Below are 15,244 nucleotides of genomic sequence, written 5' to 3'. Positions count from 1 at the left end.
TTTTTTATATTGGATTTGTTGCGCATGACAAGTCAATCTAAATATACGCTTTAGTTCATATTAGGATTGAATGATGCAACGTTTTATCTCTGCGGTCTGTTCTTGTACTCAACAAATTGCACAACAATTTGCTCATTATCAGCAAGGTTCGGGAGAAGGGGAGATTTATCAGACTTCCTTGATGAGTGCCTTGATTGCTGGTGTCTATGAAGGTTCGACAACCATTGCCGAACTGCTTAAGCACGGAGACTTCGGTTTAGGAACATTTAATCAATTGGATGGCGAATTGATCGCTTTTGATAGTCAAGTATTTCAATTGCACGCTAATGGCTCAGCGCATCCTGCTCAACTTGATCAAAAAACGCCTTTTGCGGTGTTTACTTTCTTTAAACCAGACATTGAATTGCCCATCAATGACACGTTAACTCGTCAGGAAGTGCATCAGCTCATCGATCGTTTGGTGCCTAGTGACAATGTATTTTGCGCGATTCGGCTTGAAGGGGATTTTCCATTAGTCCAAACCCGCACCGTACCTAAACAGCAGCGTCCTTATCGGCCGATGCTCGAAGCGATCAAACAGCAGCCAACGTTTCATTTTGAACATCAATCGGGGGTGATGGCGGGGTTTCGCAGTCCGCGATACACCACGGGGATTAATGTCCCCGGTTACCATGAGCACTTTATTGATCAAGCGAGAACGGGGGGCGGTCATGTTCAGGATTACGCTGTTTCATCGGGTTTTTTACAAATCGGTCGTGTGTCGCGCTTAGTGATTGATACACCGATATCGAGCGAGTTTCTTGATGCCGATCTGATGCCAAAAGATCTTTATTCCGCCATCGAAGCGGCTGAAAAATAATCCAATACTTTGTCAGTCAAAAAGGAAACGTTATGTCCTCTCATCATACCTTGCGCAATGGCGCGCAGTTAATCGCACAGCAGCTAGAAACTTTAGGCGTTCGTTATGTGTTCGGTATACCCGGTGCCAAAATTGATCGGTTATTTGACGCACTTGAAGATACCCGCATTGAGCTGATCCCGGTGAGACATGAAGCCAATGGCGCGTTTATGGCTGGTATCATGGGTCGCTTAACTGGTAAAGCGGGAGTCACCTTGGCGACCTCAGGACCGGGGTGTGGAAATTTAGTGACTGGCGTTGCAACGGCTAACGCCGAGGGCGATCCGATGTTGGCTATTGGTGGTGCGGTAAAACGAACTTACCAGCAAAAACAGACTCACCAGAGTATGGATACCGTGAGCATTTTTCGCTCGGTAACCAAATACAGCGCAGAGATCCAGCATGTTGATGCGGCGAGTGAAATCATGGCTAATGCGTTTCGAATTGCCGAGTCTGGTCGTCAAGGGGCATGTTTTATCAGCGTTCCGCAAGATGTGTTAAGTGATCAAACGGAGACCGATTTAGTCATCCCACCTAGCTATCGCCCAACCGGTTACGCCGATCTGGCGGCGGTTGAAGAGGCAGCCAATCGGATCAGTAAAGCGCAGCGCTGCGTGGTGCTGCTTGGCTTACATGCGAGCGATCAAGTCACCGCCTCTATGATCAGTCAATTTTTACAAAAAACGCAGTTACCGGTGGTTGGCACTTATCAAGCGGCAGGTGCGGTGGATATTAACTACTATCACCATTTTGCTGGCCGAGTCGGACTATTCAATAATCAGCCGGGAGATGTGTTACTGCAAGATGCGGATTTAATCATCACCATCGGCTTTAACCCGATCGAATACGACCCAGAGCTATGGAATGCGCGTCGTTGCCCGATCATTCATATTGATATTGAACCAGCACAGTACCAACAACATTACCAACCTTGTATTGAAATGATTGGTCATATTGGAGCAACGTTACAAGCCCTTTGTGCACAGATGACGGAATTTGTCCGTTTATCGCCTACGGCATTATCGATTTTAGAAGAAGTGACGCAGCAAAGGCATATTATCAAAAGCTATCCGATTAAACAGCGGGCGGCAGGTTTTCACCCTTTAAGCTTGATTAAAACCATGCAGGCGATCATCACGCCCGATACGACATTATGTCTTGATATGGGGAGTTTTCACATTTGGATTGCGCGCTATTTAAGTTGTTTTCGAGCTCGGCAGATGTTGGTCTCGAATGGTCAGCAAACCATGGGCGTTGCGCTACCTTGGGCGATTGCTGCGAGCCTATTAAAACCTGGGCATAAAGTGGTCTCGGTTTCTGGTGATGGTGGCTTTATGCAGTCGAGCATGGAATTAGAAACCGCGGTGCGCTTAAAGTGCAACATTGTCCATATTATCTGGGTTGATCATGCTTACAACATGGTCGAAATGCAGGAGCAACAAAAATATCAGCGCAGCTCAGGGGTAAAATTTGGCCCAATTGATTTTCAAGCTTACGCGCAATCGTTTGGTGCGCATGGATTTGCCGTGACCCAAGCGGATCAATTAATGCCTATTCTTCGCCAAGCCATGGAAGTCGAAGGGCCAGCAGTTGTCGCGATTCCAGTCGACTACTCAGACAACTACAAACTCATGCAGGCTCGTAGTGAGCAGCATCAAGATCCTGTTTTTCAAATCAATAATGAAGGAGTGTTACTATGAAAGGGTTAACGAATAAAGTCGCGATCATCACCGGTGCTGCTAATGGCATTGGTTTAGCGATTGCACAGCGTTTATATGATGAAGGCGTTCAACTGATGCTAGCCGACTGGGATCAAGAGCAGTTGCTGAATGCTTTAGAGTATTTTGATAAGTCTCGTGTTGCCGCGCAAAAAGTGGATGTATCAAATGCCCAGCAAGTGGCGGCCTTGGTGCAAACTTGCGTAGAGCGCTTTGGTCAACTGGATATTTTAGTCAACAACGCGGGGATTCATATTCCCGGAACGGTACTGGAATGCAGCGTAGAAGACTGGCAGAAAATTTCGGCAGTCAATATCGATGGGGTGGTTTACTGCGCGAAATTTGCCTTACCAGAATTACTGAAAACCCGTGGCTGCATTGTTAACACCGCATCGGTTTCTGGTTTAGGCGGTGATTGGGGCGCAGCATTCTATTGTGCAACGAAAGGAGCCGTCGTCAATTTAACGCGTGCGATGGCGCTAGACCATGGTTTAGCTGGCGTTCGCATCAATGCGGTATGCCCAAGCTTAGTGAAAACCAATATGACCAATGGTTGGCCTGATTCAGTGCGAGATAAATTTAATGAACGCATCCCATTAGGGCGTGCCGCTGAACCACAAGAGATAGCTGCGGTAGTCGCATTTTTAGCCAGTGATGATGCTTCATTTATCAATGGTGTGAATTTGCCCGTTGATGGTGGCGCGACGGCCTCAGATGGGCAACCGAAAATCGTCTAATCCGCAATTCACGATGATTTACACAGCAAAGCCAGTATGAGTGTAGAGCGTACTGGCTTTTTGTTCGAATGAATCAAAACACAGTGATGAGGGAAGAGATAGAGAGTTTTCGATTAATCATTCGCTGGATTGAGTTTGTTGCGCTGAAACTTCAAGCGGTTTTTGACATCGCGATTGGTAATGATTTGCTGTTGATGATCGATGTCAGCGTTAGTTTTGGCAAGTCGGTCATACAGTAATACATTAACACTAGCGGCTAAATTCATACAGCCCACGGTCGGGACATAGACTACATCATCGGCTTGATTGATAATGGCTTGAGGAATAGAGCCATCTTCAGGACCAAATACATAAAGCGCCTGTGGAGGGTGAACAAACTCAGGCAGTGGCGTCGCGCCTTCTGCCAGTTCCACACAAACAATTTTGCAACCACTCGGTAAATTTGCGGTGATATCAGTGACGGCGATCATGGGAATGCTATTTTGACGGTTTTTGGTGTCCGTTTGCAGTTTCACTGCTCGGTCGTAACGGGTTCCCGTATAACGAATCGCATCAGCTTGATAACACCCCACCGCACGCAGTACACCACCGACATTGGTTGGGCTTTTCGGGTTACATAAGCCAATGATCACTGACGTTTCATTGTTCACAACGTTTTCCTCTTAAAATTGGGGCGAGCAGTATAGCGCCAAAATCTTAGAGGATAAGCAAAATATTGAATCGAATAGGAGTACGTACTGTTCCTATTGATTTTATTGTAGATAATTTATCGGTAGAATGGTGATCAATCTAAGTTATGAGCGTGTCATTATGAGAATACTAAGCGTTTTTTTAGCCCTTTCAATTTTAATGCCTTCAGCATCGTTTGCCTTTAGCGAAAAGTTAACGCGAGTCGAGCAAGAGGTAAGATCAATCGAGGAGCAACTTTCTGCTCGTATAGGTGTCGCTGTTTTTAATACCGAAACCGATGAACATTGGAATTATCGAGGAGAGGAACGGTTCCCTCTGACAAGTACTTTTAAAACAATCGCCTGTGCCAAGTTATTACATGATTCAGAGCAAGGTGATATTGATCCGCTTAGTAAAGTAAAGATAGAAGAAAATGATCTTGTTACGTATTCGCCGATTATCGAGCAATACGTAGGCCAAGAAATAACACTCGATGATGCTTGTCAGGCAACGATGTCTACGAGTGATAATACGGCCGCTAATATGATTATTAAGGCTGTCGGCGGCACAGAAAGCATTACCAGTTTTATCAGAGCAATGGGTGACGAAGTCACCCGCTTAGATCGTATCGAACCGGATTTGAATCAAGGATTACTGAATGATCTTCGAGATACGACCACGCCAAATGCAATGGTCATTACTCTCCATGAACTACTATTTGGATCTGTACTTTCTGAATCGAGCCAACAAAAATTGTTAATGTGGATGATAAATAATCAAGTCACGGATAACTTATTGCGTTCGGTATTACCTAATGGTTGGGGAATAGGCGATCGTTCTGGTGCTGGAGGTTTTGGCGCAAGGAGTATTACTGCTATCGTTTGGAGCAAAACGCAATCACCAATTATTATTAGTATCTATATCGCTCAAACAGAAGCATCAATCGAGCAGCGAAATCAGGCAATCGTTAAGATTGGAAAAGCGATTTTTGATAACTATATCGACAGCAATGATTATCACCGCGATCAGTAAGTAATGGTATAACAGACAAGCATAAAAAAATGGTGGTGAAAAAATCCCTACGACTTTTTTCACCACCACTCTTACGGTTTTTATCTTTAGTAGTAACCATTATCACGAAGAGGGACTTCGAGAGTATTATCACCTTGTCGAGTTGGGGTGCCAATCATCTCATCATAAGGACTTTGATGGCGTAGCACTTGCTGCTGTGTATTCAGCTTTCTGCAACGTTTTTGCATTTCTACGATAGAGTGGGCCTTTAACAGATTATCGTTGTTATCGACTACCCAATACTCTTGGTCATCAATAATTACTGACGCTTGATAAAGCGCCATATCTAATGCGTGAATAATTAACTTATTGATATAAAAGTACTGTTCTAGCGTGGTCAGTGTTTGTCTCATGATTCCTCCTTGATTATTAACCAATACGTTGGCTTATTGAGAGGCGATCACTCAATGTTATATCCCCTTCGTACTTGAAGCTGCAGCGGTGTTGGCTACGTTCATTCACCCCAATCACATCGTCTGTCTATGCTTATGGAGATGAGCTCACTTGCCGCCTACCTGCAACTCCAAGTTGTTTGGGTATAGATGACGCGCGTTATTCATCCGTCGAGTCATTAAATAAGCTTAACAAAGCTTTACGTGCTTGCTGGTGCAAAGGATCGGTATTCCATTTTTGGTGTTGAATCAGGTCAATATTAACCTCCCATGCAAAGTTGGTGAACGTGCCATTTATTCGAGTCAGTGCATTGGGCACGCTTTGCGCGAGATGGTTAGGTAAAAAGGACCAGCCAAAGCCGTTCACCGCCAATTCTAGAACTGTGTAATAGTTATCGGTGTACCAAATGTCCGGACTAAAGGCTTGATTTAAGCTACTAAATTGACTGTTTTTAGAGCGCACGGTGAGCTGTCGATATTGTCTTAACTCATCAATGTGTGTAATCGGTATGTTAGCCAGTGGATGATGTTTAGCGACAAATACATCAAAGGCGATATGACCTAAACTGAAAAAATCTAAGCAAGTGGGTAAGTCTGGTTCACTTAAAATCAGTCCAGTGGTGGCGCGTCCTGATTCGACTAACTCAATAATATCGCGGCTTGAGGCCATTAAGCACTCGATCTGAAGGTGAGGAAAGGCTTGTTCTAATTGACGTAAAGCAATCGGCAGTTTAGCGAGTGGAATCCCTTCATCCACCGCTAAAATTAATTGATGGGCATCAGGGGTATAGAGCTGTGATGCTTTACTACTCATGCGAGCAAGCTGAATCAATGTCGCTTGTGCATAAGGCATTAACTCTTCCCCTTTAGCGGTTAGCTTTGGGTAACGTCCACTGCGATCAAAGAGATCGACCCCGCAATCTAATTCCATATTGATGATGTGCTGACTGATCACTGATTGTGCTTTGCCAAGTTCTCTTGCTGCTGAGGAAAACGAGCCTGTTTCTACGGTTTTGACAAAAGCACGCAGCTGATCGATGTTGAACATATCGTTTTTACCGATGGTATCTAACTTTGAAGTATCCTTATTGTAGATAAAATGATGACTCTTGAATAGTTGAATTGAGGTAATTCATCATGGGTCGGAATGAGCGTATTTTTCACGCTGTGGTTTTCGAAATTATTGCACTATTAATGATGGTGCCCCTTGCTGCGTGGTTTTCTGGTAAAGGAACGGGTGATATGGCGTTAGTGAGTATCATTCTGAGTGTTACCGCGACAGTATGGAACTATATTTATAACGTGTATTTTGATAGGTGGTTTGGTGGTGAGCGGATTCAACGTGGTTTAATGATGCGCATTGGTCATACACTTGGCTTTGAAGGCGGGTTATTACTGATCACGATTCCGTTTGTTGGCTGGTTTTTACAAATGTCGTTATTAGAAACCTTAGCTTTAGAAGCGGTCTTTATTACGTTTTTCCTCTTTTATACCTTAGTATTTAACTGGTTATACGATAAATATCAGCCTTATCGTGCACTAGCTAAATGGTTAAAAATAGGAAAGAGAGTAGAAACGAAGAGAATTTCTTCGTAACGATTGTTACCACAACGCCCTAGCGCCCTTTAGCTCTAGGGCGCTTTACTTTATAATCGGCGCGCTTTCATCTGGGATAAAATTATGATTTCAAAAAACCAACTCAAATTACTGCGCGCGTTAGGGCAAAAAAAACAGCGTAAAGCGCACGGCCTATTTTTGGTTCAGGGTGAAAAAAACGTCCTTGAATTAACTCATTGCACCTTTAACGTTCAGCACATTTTTGCTACCGCTGAGTTTCTTAACCTGCATGCGAAGAGTTTAGTCGGTTACGCTTGCACTGAGGCGTCATTGGATGAGTTGACCAAAGCCAGTACGTTGGTCAGTAATAATGCGGCGATAGCCGTGGTCGAGATCCCAAAGGTTGAAGTCCCCAAAGCACAAGGTTTAATGATTGCTTTAGATGGTGTTTCTGACCCTGGTAATTTAGGTACGATTATTCGAGTCGCGGATTGGTATGGGATTAAACATATTGTTGCCAGTCTCGATTGCGCTGATCCTTATAATCCGAAAACCATCAGTGCAACTATGGGCAGTTTTGGTCGCGTTCAGGTGAGTTTGGTGGATTTACCCCATTACTTGGCACAAGCCAATTTGCCCATTTATGGTGCGTTTTTAGAGGGGGAAAGTGTCCATGCAACCTCCTTTAGTGCCCAAGGAATTTTGTTGATGGGCAGTGAATCTCATGGTGTCCGCGAACCGGCTGCGCAATGGGTAACTGATAAAATTACCATTCCGGCATTTGGTGGAGCAGAGTCATTGAACGTGGCGATGGCGACAGGAATTATTCTGGATAATATGCGTCGTCAGCATAGCTAATCATTATTTTTGTGTACCCTATGGTTATTTGATATGGCTACTCCACGTTGTTTGGGTATAAAGCAAAACACCAGCGCTAAGCTGGTGTTGTTGTGAGAGACAAAAATCAGGTAACCGGGCTATTTCTCTAGCATTGAGAGCTTATTTGGCACACCATTCCATTTAGCTGCTTCATCCATGGCTGGCTTGACTTCGGTTTGTGTTGGCCAGATTTCCGCCAGCTCGGCATTAAGCTCAATAAATAGCTTTTGGTCGTCGGGCAATTCATCTTCTTGAAAAATCGCTTGCGCATCACATTCCGGCACACAGAGGCCACAGTCGATGCACTCAATCGGATTGATGACCATAAAGTTGGGACCTTCGTGAAAGGCATCGGCTGGACATACCGCCACACAATCTGTGTATTTACATTGTATACAATTATCGGTGACTACAAACGCCATAACAGGTTGCTCTTTACTCAGTCAAAAACGAAGAAGGGGCATGATACGGATCCGAAGGCAAAATTCAACATTCTCTGCACAGAATGTTACTGTCAATCGGCTCAAATCTTTGCTGAATCGGGATTTAGTATGACATAGCAAGCAAATTCTCGTAAAATGCGCGCCATTGTGAGCCGGGCCTTAATGGCTCTAGCTAAGACACCAACCGATACGAGACACCACTTCATGATACGTTTAACTGAAATCAGACTTCCTTTGACACACGAAGAAGGCGAACTACGCGAGGCGATTGCCAAAAAATTGCGTATTCCTGCACAGCAAGTGCTCTCTTTTACTCTGTTCAAACGTGGCTATGATGCTCGTAAAAAAAACAATATCCAGTTGATTTACACTTTAGATGTGGAAGTTGCCAATGAAGCCGAGTTGCTGGCAACGTTGAGTGATGATCCTCATGTTCGAATCACACCGGATATGGAATATAAATTTGTTGCTCAAGCACCGGCTGATTTGACTGAGCGTCCAGTGGTGATTGGTTTTGGTCCTTGTGGTTTATTTGCTGGGTTGGTTTTAGCACAAATGGGCTTTAAGCCAATTATTGTTGAGCGCGGTAAAGAAGTGCGTGAGCGGACCAAAGATACGTTCGGTTTTTGGCGTAAACGGACATTAAACCCTGAATCGAATGTTCAGTTTGGTGAAGGCGGAGCGGGGACCTTCTCTGATGGTAAGCTATACAGCCAAGTCAAAGACCCTCACTTTTATGGCCGCAAAGTGATCACTGAATTTGTTGCTGCTGGTGCGCCAGAAGAGATCATGTACGTCAGTAAGCCGCATATTGGTACCTTTAAATTGGTGACCATGATTGAAAAAATGCGCGCGACGATTCTTGAACTGGGCGCTGAAATTCGTTTTAGCACCCGAGTGGATGATATTCATCAACAAGATGGCAAAATCACCGGTGTGACCTTGTCCAATGGTGAGGTCCTGCATTCTCGTCATGTTGTACTTGCCGTTGGTCATAGTGCACGTGATACGTTTGAAATGCTTTATCAACGCGGCGTTTATATGGAAGCTAAACCGTTTTCGGTTGGTTTTCGGATTGAACATAAACAATCGATGATCGATGAGGCGCGTTTTGGCCCAAGTGCTGGCCACCCGATTTTGGGCGCTGCCGATTACAAATTGGTTCATCATTGTAAAAATGGTCGTACGGTATACAGCTTCTGTATGTGTCCGGGGGGAACCGTGGTCGCCGCCACATCAGAAGAAGGGCGCGTAGTCACGAATGGCATGAGTCAATATTCTCGTGCTGAGCGCAATGCAAACAGTGCGATCGTCGTTGGTATTGATCCTGAGCGTGATTATCCTGGTGACCCATTAGCAGGGATTCGTTTCCAACGTGAATTGGAGTCGGGCGCTTACCAATTGGGTGGTGCCAACTATGATGCGCCTGCACAAACAATAGGTGATTTTCTGGCTGGGCGTGAGCCAAATGCTCTCGGCGATGTTGAGCCTTCTTTTACTCCCGGTATTAAACTGACCGATTTATCGAAAGCGTTACCGGCGTTTGCGATTGAAGCAATTCGTGAAGCCATTCCCGCGTTTGATCGCCAAATCAAAGGCTTTGCCTCGGATGATGGTTTATTAACTGGCGTAGAAACCCGGACGTCATCACCTATCTGTATCAAACGTGGTAAAGATTTCCAAAGCATTAACTTACAAGGATTTTATCCTGCGGGTGAAGGCGCTGGTTACGCTGGCGGTATTTTATCTGCCGGGATTGATGGAATTAAAGTTGCTGAGGCGGTGGCACGCGATATGTTAAAAGTGTAACGAACAGCGAGACATAACCTCAGTACTGCATCATCAAAAGCGCTCTTCGGGGCGCTTTTGATGTATTAATGCTCGACGTTTATTTATTTCGCCAGCGGCTGGTGGAGCGAGATAACCCATAATGCAGCGCGCTGTGAATCAGTTTAGCGATAACACAAGTAAAAAAGATCACCATGGCCATGGCCGCCGCAGGGGCCGTTCCGCCCGCTTCTTCTAAGCTCATCACCACTACAGAGGCTAAACGAGAGTGAGGGCCATATAAGAAAACGACCGCAGAAACGGTGGTCATTGCGTTAACAAAAAGATACAGCGCAATATCCAACATCGCAGGTAAAGAGAGTGGCAAAATGAGTCGAGAAAAGAGATGAATCCGACTCGATTTAAGTGAATCGCCAACGCTTTCAAACTCATTATCCAATTGTTTTAATGAAGTTACCGCCGTTAAGTGTGCGACCGAATAAAAGTGCACCACCGTTGATAATACCATCACCATTAATCCCCCATAAAAGACATTGAGTGGATTACTTGGATGATTAAAAAAGAAGATATAAGCGATTCCTAAGACTAAACCAGGTACTGCCATCGGTAGTAATGCGACAAACTGATAGATTCTGGCTAACCAAGCCGGTTGTGGTGTGCGCTCTACTAACCACGCATTAAAAAAGACGACCGTAGTACCAATAATCATGGTCGTCGAGGCCATCATCAGCGAGTTTTGATAGGGTTTCCAGCCATGAGCGTCAAAACGTTCAAATTGATAGTTGGCGAAAGTGAGATCTAAATTATAGGGCCAATAAGTAAACAGTGAAGCCATCCCTGCCATCCCGAGAATCGTCAGGATAAATAAGCCGCTTGGTGCCACACACAGGATGCCAAATAGACTTTTACGCCATGAACGTGGCGGTTGATAAGGGACTGAACGTGCATTTAAACTGGCTACTTGTTTTTTGCGCACCCAAAGGTCGGCGGCAAAGGCGAGTAGAGCAGGAAGTAACAGGATCACACCGACCACGGCTCCCATTTCAAATCGTTGTTGACCAATCACTTGTTTATAAATGTCCGTTGCTAAAACATTAAATTGACCACCAATGATTTTGGGCACGCCGAAGTCGGTGATCACTAAAGTAAAGACGACAAAGCTGGCGCTGACTAAGCCATAACGAGCCGAAGGCACAGTGACAGACCAAAAGGTGCGCCATGGTGATGATTTTAAGCTCGCTGCCGCTTCATATTGTCTTGCGTCAGCATGAGAAAGTGCCGTACAGAGGATCATTAGCGCGTGTGGAAAGGTCCAAAAGACCGAACCAAGGACAATACCAATTGGGCCATAAATAGTCTGGTCGGCGAGTAAAAACTTGAGAATACCTTGATTACCAAATAGATAAATTAAGCTGATCGCCGGCAATAATGAAGGGGCTAAAATTGGGATCGTTAGCAAAAGACGCAGCAGATGGCTGCCCGGTAATTGAGTGCGTGTGAGAGCGTAAGCAGCCATAAAACTGAAGAAAATCACGATGACCGTGCTCATCGACGCCACCCAAAGCGAATGGTAAGCCGCGGTAGTGATCCCGCCCGATGAAATATAAGCTGCAAAATTAGCCAGCCCAACAAACTCGCCTTGTGCATTCATTAGGCTGCGGCTAAAGAGCGCGTATAATGGCCCCAATAAAACGATACTCAAAAATAATAGACCGACCGCTAATAAACAGGTTAGCCAAAAGCGCTCGCTGATTCGCCATTCTTGAGGCCAAGCGAAAGAGAATCTGGACGGCGACATCCTAGTTGATAACATGGTGCTTTCCTTTGTTTAACTTCTATGCCGCAAAGCAGTGAATGCTGTTTGCCTGTAATGATACGCCCACATAATCGCCAGTACGCAGTTGTAACCTCTGAGCAAGTCCGATAGTGATATCTGCATAAAGCGCTTCTGAAATGCCCTCGATCACTAAACTACAGCGTAAAAAAGCCCCCATAAATTCGATATGATTGATTTGTGCTTGAATATGACTTTCATGAGTTGCAACGAGGGAAACGTGCTCCGGCCTTACGGCGATACGTAGGGTTTTATCAATTGGGTTTGGATGGCTATGCGTTGCCAAAGCTTGTTGCACCGCGCTAAGTTGATGAATTTGACTCTCTTGTGTCGGCGTCATGAAATTCATTTGACCGATGAAATGGGCAACAAAAGCACTGGCAGGTTGGTTATAAATTTGCTCTGGGGTGCCAATTTGTTCAATGACACCGTGGTTCATGACCACGATACGATCCGCCATGGCTAAGGCTTCTTCTTGATCATGAGTGACCATAATCGTTGTCACGCCTAAGCGTTTTTGTAAGCTGCGAATCTCATGCCGCAAATGGGCACGAACTTTAGCATCTAAGGCGGATAATGGTTCATCCAGCAATAATAGACCTGGTGCAGGTGCCAGCGATCGCGCAAGAGCGACACGTTGCTGCTGACCTCCGGAAATTTGTGCGGGAAATTTATGGGCATGCTCGGCGAGTTCAACTAAGCCGAGTAACTCATTGACCCGTTGTTTAATTAAGCGACTTTCTGCGCCTTGGCAACGTAGACCAAACGCAATGTTATCGAACAAGCTCATGTTGGGAAACAGCGCGTAAGATTGAAAGACAATCCCAAAATCACGTTCTTTAACAGCCAGTGTGCTGATGTCACGTTGGCCTTGTAATAACGTCCCGCTATTTTGTTGCTCTAATCCGGCGATAATTCGCAATAAAGTCGTTTTTCCACACCCAGAAGGGCCTAAAAAACAGATCAACTCCCCAGGTTGGATGGTTAAGTGAATGTTATTTAGCACTTGAGTTTCACCAAACCATTTATTGATATTTTCAAGAACCAGTTGGCTGCCTTGGCATCGCATGATGTTCTCCTTAACTAAGCTGGGATAAAAGGGGTAAATAGGCGGCAATCAGTCTCTGCTGCTTGCCTAACCATTATTTCGATTATTTGGCTTCAGACTTACCGTCGTAACGACGCTCCCATTCGCGTAAAATCCGTTCACGATTAGCCGCTGCAAATTGGAAGTTATTATCAATCAGTAGGCTTTCTGCATTGGTTGGGAAATATTGGACGGGCTTAGCAATACCGGGCATGGCAACAATGGCGTATCCTTCGTTGTACATTTCCATCGCCGACTGACTGATTGACCAATCAACCAGTGTTTGAGCGGCTTGTTGTTGCTTTGTACCCGCGATGATAGCGGTCGCTTCCATATCCCAGCCCACACCTTCGGTTGGGAAAATTAGCTCAAGGGGGGCGCCACGTTGTTTTTCACGTGCGCCGCGAAAGGCAAAAGAAATACCGATAGCGGTTTCTCCGGTAGCGGCATGCACACAAGGACGAGATCCGGAATGGGTATAATTTTTGATGTTGGCATGTAACTTATCCATGTACGCCCAGCCTTGTTGTTCGCCAAACAACTGTAACCAAGAAGAAACGTCTAAATAGCCGGTTCCGGAAGAGGCTGGATTCGGCATCACGATATGACCGCGATAGACAGGATTGGTAAGGTCTTGCCACGATGTTGGCATTGGCAAGTTGTGTTTTTTCGCTTCAATCGTATTGAAACAGATTGCTGCCATCCAAGCATCCATACCGACCCAATGAGTGGGTTGAGCGCTGTCTTTAAATTTAGGCGACAGTTTTTCGACACCTTTAGGTGAGTAAGGCAGTAGCATCCCTTCATCTTGCAGCAACATTAGGCTGGTTGCCGCCAGTCCCCAAACCACATCGGCACGAGGATTGTTTTTTTCTGCCAATAGACGAGCTGTAATCACGCCCGTTGAATCGCGTACCCAGTTAATTTTAATGTCTGGATGAGCTTGGTTGAAACGCTCGGCGTATTTACGTAAATCATCTGATTCAATGGCGGTATAGACGGTCAGTTCGGTTGCGTGAAGGATAAAAGAAAAGCTTGCCGAGAGAGCCAGTATTCCTTTGGCCAAAATGTGTCGTGCTGACATGGTTAACTCCTCATAACATATTTGTTGGGCGAATATTTGTGGTGAACTTTATTATGATTACATTAAGCAAGTTAGATGACGAAACCGTTACGCCATTGGGTTAAATGGCCTAGAATTTCTTATGTCAGGCCTAATAAATCAGCTTGTGTTGCATGGTGCTTGGCAACTTCACGACGAATCCAATCACAAAAAGCCAATACTTTGGGGCGATGATCGCCTTTTTTCCACACGAGATAATGTCCTCCGGTCGTTGTCATACTCGCCGGATGCGCCAGTACGAGGTTACCCTGAGCAAGGGAATCGGCGACCACAAAATTACGTGTCAGTAAGGCAAGATCACCGTGACGAACCGCTTGAATTGCGAGGGTAGTGGTGTCGAACTCTAAGCAAGGTGCATCGGCAATTTCAGTGATACCTTGTTGGCTAAACCAATCGAGCCAAGTTTCTCGATAACCAATAATCGCGGCGCGTGGCCAATCCAATAACTGTTTGGCGCAAGTGACGTTACCGTAATAGTTTATGGCTTGTGGGCGGCACACCACTTGCCAGTATTCATGAGTTAGCCGTTCGACTTGACGCCCATCCCAGTCTCCATAACCGTTATATATTTCAATATCAGGCTGACTTCTTTGATCAGACTGGCTCCATGGCGAGGTGTATAACCGAACTCGAAAGCGGGGATAATCTTTTAAAAAACTTGGCAATCTTGCGGCAAGGAAATGCTCAGCAAATGTATTGGATACACGCAGTGATAAGGTGTTATTACCTCGCTCACCAAACAGGTCTTCAGTTCCGATCCGTAATGAGTGAAAAACTTGGGTTAATACGGGTTGATAACTTTGTCCGGCATCCGTCAGTCGAATGCCTTTCGCTTCACGAATAAACAATGTGGCTTTGAGATGATGTTCTAAAATTTTCACTTGCTGGCTGACCGCAGCTTGCGTGACATTGAGTTCATCGGCCGCTTTGGTAAAATTGCCTAAACGAGCTGAGGCTTCAAATGCACGTAACGCATTCAGAGGGGGTAACTGACTCATGATTAACTCCAATGGGATGTGGTTTAACCATAAACAAGAAAGATGAAGTT

15 protein-coding genes are annotated in these 15,244 nt (G+C 45.2%); 7 read left to right on the top strand and 8 right to left on the bottom strand.

The genetic code is table 11. The annotated features are described in order from the left end of the window. Nucleotides 1-73 precede the first annotated feature (73 nt). From budA to CAG58_RS03900, 3 genes are read left to right on the top strand one after another with little or no spacing between them, the layout of a single operon-like run. Complete coding sequence (gene budA, locus CAG58_RS03910; protein ID WP_161429714.1) at nt 74-859, top strand: acetolactate decarboxylase; 786 nt, start codon at nt 74-76, stop codon at nt 857-859. A gap of 32 nt (nt 860-891) precedes the next feature. Then, nucleotides 892-2,598, top strand: a complete 1,707-nt coding sequence (alsS, locus tag CAG58_RS03905) for an acetolactate synthase AlsS (RefSeq protein ID WP_004395404.1) — start codon at nt 892-894, stop codon at nt 2,596-2,598. Beyond that, nucleotides 2,595-3,353 carry an SDR family NAD(P)-dependent oxidoreductase gene (locus CAG58_RS03900; RefSeq protein ID WP_154168365.1) on the top strand — a complete coding sequence of 253 codons (759 nt, stop codon included), beginning with the start codon at nt 2,595-2,597 and terminating at the stop codon, nt 3,351-3,353. Before alsS ends, CAG58_RS03900 begins: the two co-directional genes overlap by 4 nt. A gap of 113 nt (nt 3,354-3,466) precedes the next feature. On the opposite strand, the gene CAG58_RS03895 is transcribed toward CAG58_RS03900, so the two are convergent. Further along, nucleotides 3,467-4,003, bottom strand: coding sequence for a TrmH family RNA methyltransferase (locus tag CAG58_RS03895; RefSeq protein WP_161425409.1), 537 nt, complete (start codon nt 4,001-4,003; stop codon nt 3,467-3,469). A 160-nt stretch (nt 4,004-4,163) separates the two neighbouring features. Here CAG58_RS03895 and blaCARB point away from each other — a divergent pair, with 160 nt between their 5' ends. Continuing rightward, nucleotides 4,164-5,054 carry a CARB/PSE/RTG family carbenicillin-hydrolyzing class A beta-lactamase gene (gene blaCARB, locus CAG58_RS03890; protein WP_161425410.1) on the top strand — a complete coding sequence of 297 codons (891 nt, stop codon included), beginning with the start codon at nt 4,164-4,166 and terminating at the stop codon, nt 5,052-5,054. Nucleotides 5,055-5,140: 86 nt separating this feature from the next. Here the strand turns inward: blaCARB and CAG58_RS03885 are convergent, their stop codons facing one another. Next, nucleotides 5,141-5,446, bottom strand: coding sequence for a DUF6482 family protein (locus CAG58_RS03885; protein ID WP_161429713.1), 306 nt, complete (start codon nt 5,444-5,446; stop codon nt 5,141-5,143). Nucleotides 5,447-5,645: 199 nt separating this feature from the next. Continuing rightward, nucleotides 5,646-6,533: a LysR family transcriptional regulator gene (locus CAG58_RS03880; protein WP_161425589.1), complete on the bottom strand. Its 888-nt coding sequence runs from the start codon at nt 6,531-6,533 to the stop codon at nt 5,646-5,648. Between the two features lie 89 nt (nt 6,534-6,622). Here CAG58_RS03880 and CAG58_RS03875 point away from each other — a divergent pair, with 89 nt between their 5' ends. Beyond that, nucleotides 6,623-7,081, top strand: a complete 459-nt coding sequence (locus CAG58_RS03875) for a PACE efflux transporter (protein WP_161425588.1) — start codon at nt 6,623-6,625, stop codon at nt 7,079-7,081. 84 nt (nt 7,082-7,165) lie between these two features. Next, nucleotides 7,166-7,900, top strand: coding sequence for an RNA methyltransferase (locus CAG58_RS03870; RefSeq protein WP_161425587.1), 735 nt, complete (start codon nt 7,166-7,168; stop codon nt 7,898-7,900). 119 nt (nt 7,901-8,019) lie between these two features. On the opposite strand, the gene fdxA is transcribed toward CAG58_RS03870, so the two are convergent. Next, entirely contained in the window at nt 8,020-8,343 is a 324-nt protein-coding gene (gene fdxA / locus CAG58_RS03865) for a ferredoxin FdxA (RefSeq protein ID WP_154168352.1), read from the bottom strand. Nucleotides 8,344-8,568: 225 nt separating this feature from the next. Here fdxA and CAG58_RS03860 point away from each other — a divergent pair, with 225 nt between their 5' ends. Continuing rightward, nucleotides 8,569-10,173: an NAD(P)/FAD-dependent oxidoreductase gene (locus CAG58_RS03860; RefSeq protein ID WP_161425586.1), complete on the top strand. Its 1,605-nt coding sequence runs from the start codon at nt 8,569-8,571 to the stop codon at nt 10,171-10,173. A gap of 79 nt (nt 10,174-10,252) precedes the next feature. Here the strand turns inward: CAG58_RS03860 and CAG58_RS03855 are convergent, their stop codons facing one another. The 4 genes from CAG58_RS03855 to CAG58_RS03840 all read right to left on the bottom strand — a co-directional run bounded on the left by CAG58_RS03855 (nt 10,253) and on the right by CAG58_RS03840 (nt 15,194). Then, a complete protein-coding gene (locus CAG58_RS03855) occupies nt 10,253-11,965 on the bottom strand; it encodes a putative 2-aminoethylphosphonate ABC transporter permease subunit (protein WP_161425585.1) in 1,713 nt (570 codons plus the stop codon). A gap of 22 nt (nt 11,966-11,987) precedes the next feature. Continuing rightward, nucleotides 11,988-13,055, bottom strand: coding sequence for a putative 2-aminoethylphosphonate ABC transporter ATP-binding protein (locus CAG58_RS03850; protein ID WP_161425584.1), 1,068 nt, complete (start codon nt 13,053-13,055; stop codon nt 11,988-11,990). Nucleotides 13,056-13,137: 82 nt separating this feature from the next. Beyond that, on the bottom strand, nt 13,138-14,157 hold the full coding sequence (locus CAG58_RS03845) for a putative 2-aminoethylphosphonate ABC transporter substrate-binding protein (RefSeq protein WP_161425583.1): 1,020 nt from the start codon (nt 14,155-14,157) through the stop codon (nt 13,138-13,140). Nucleotides 14,158-14,276: 119 nt separating this feature from the next. Continuing rightward, a complete protein-coding gene (locus tag CAG58_RS03840) occupies nt 14,277-15,194 on the bottom strand; it encodes a LysR substrate-binding domain-containing protein (RefSeq protein ID WP_161429712.1) in 918 nt (305 codons plus the stop codon). Between the last annotated feature and the right edge of the window lie 50 nt (nt 15,195-15,244).

The organism is Vibrio sp. V31_P5A7T61, assembly GCF_009904895.1.
GTDB lineage: Bacteria > Pseudomonadota > Gammaproteobacteria > Enterobacterales > Vibrionaceae > Vibrio > Vibrio metschnikovii.
Note: the sequence above shows the minus strand (reverse complement) of the source record. Positions and strands in the feature narration are given on the sequence as shown.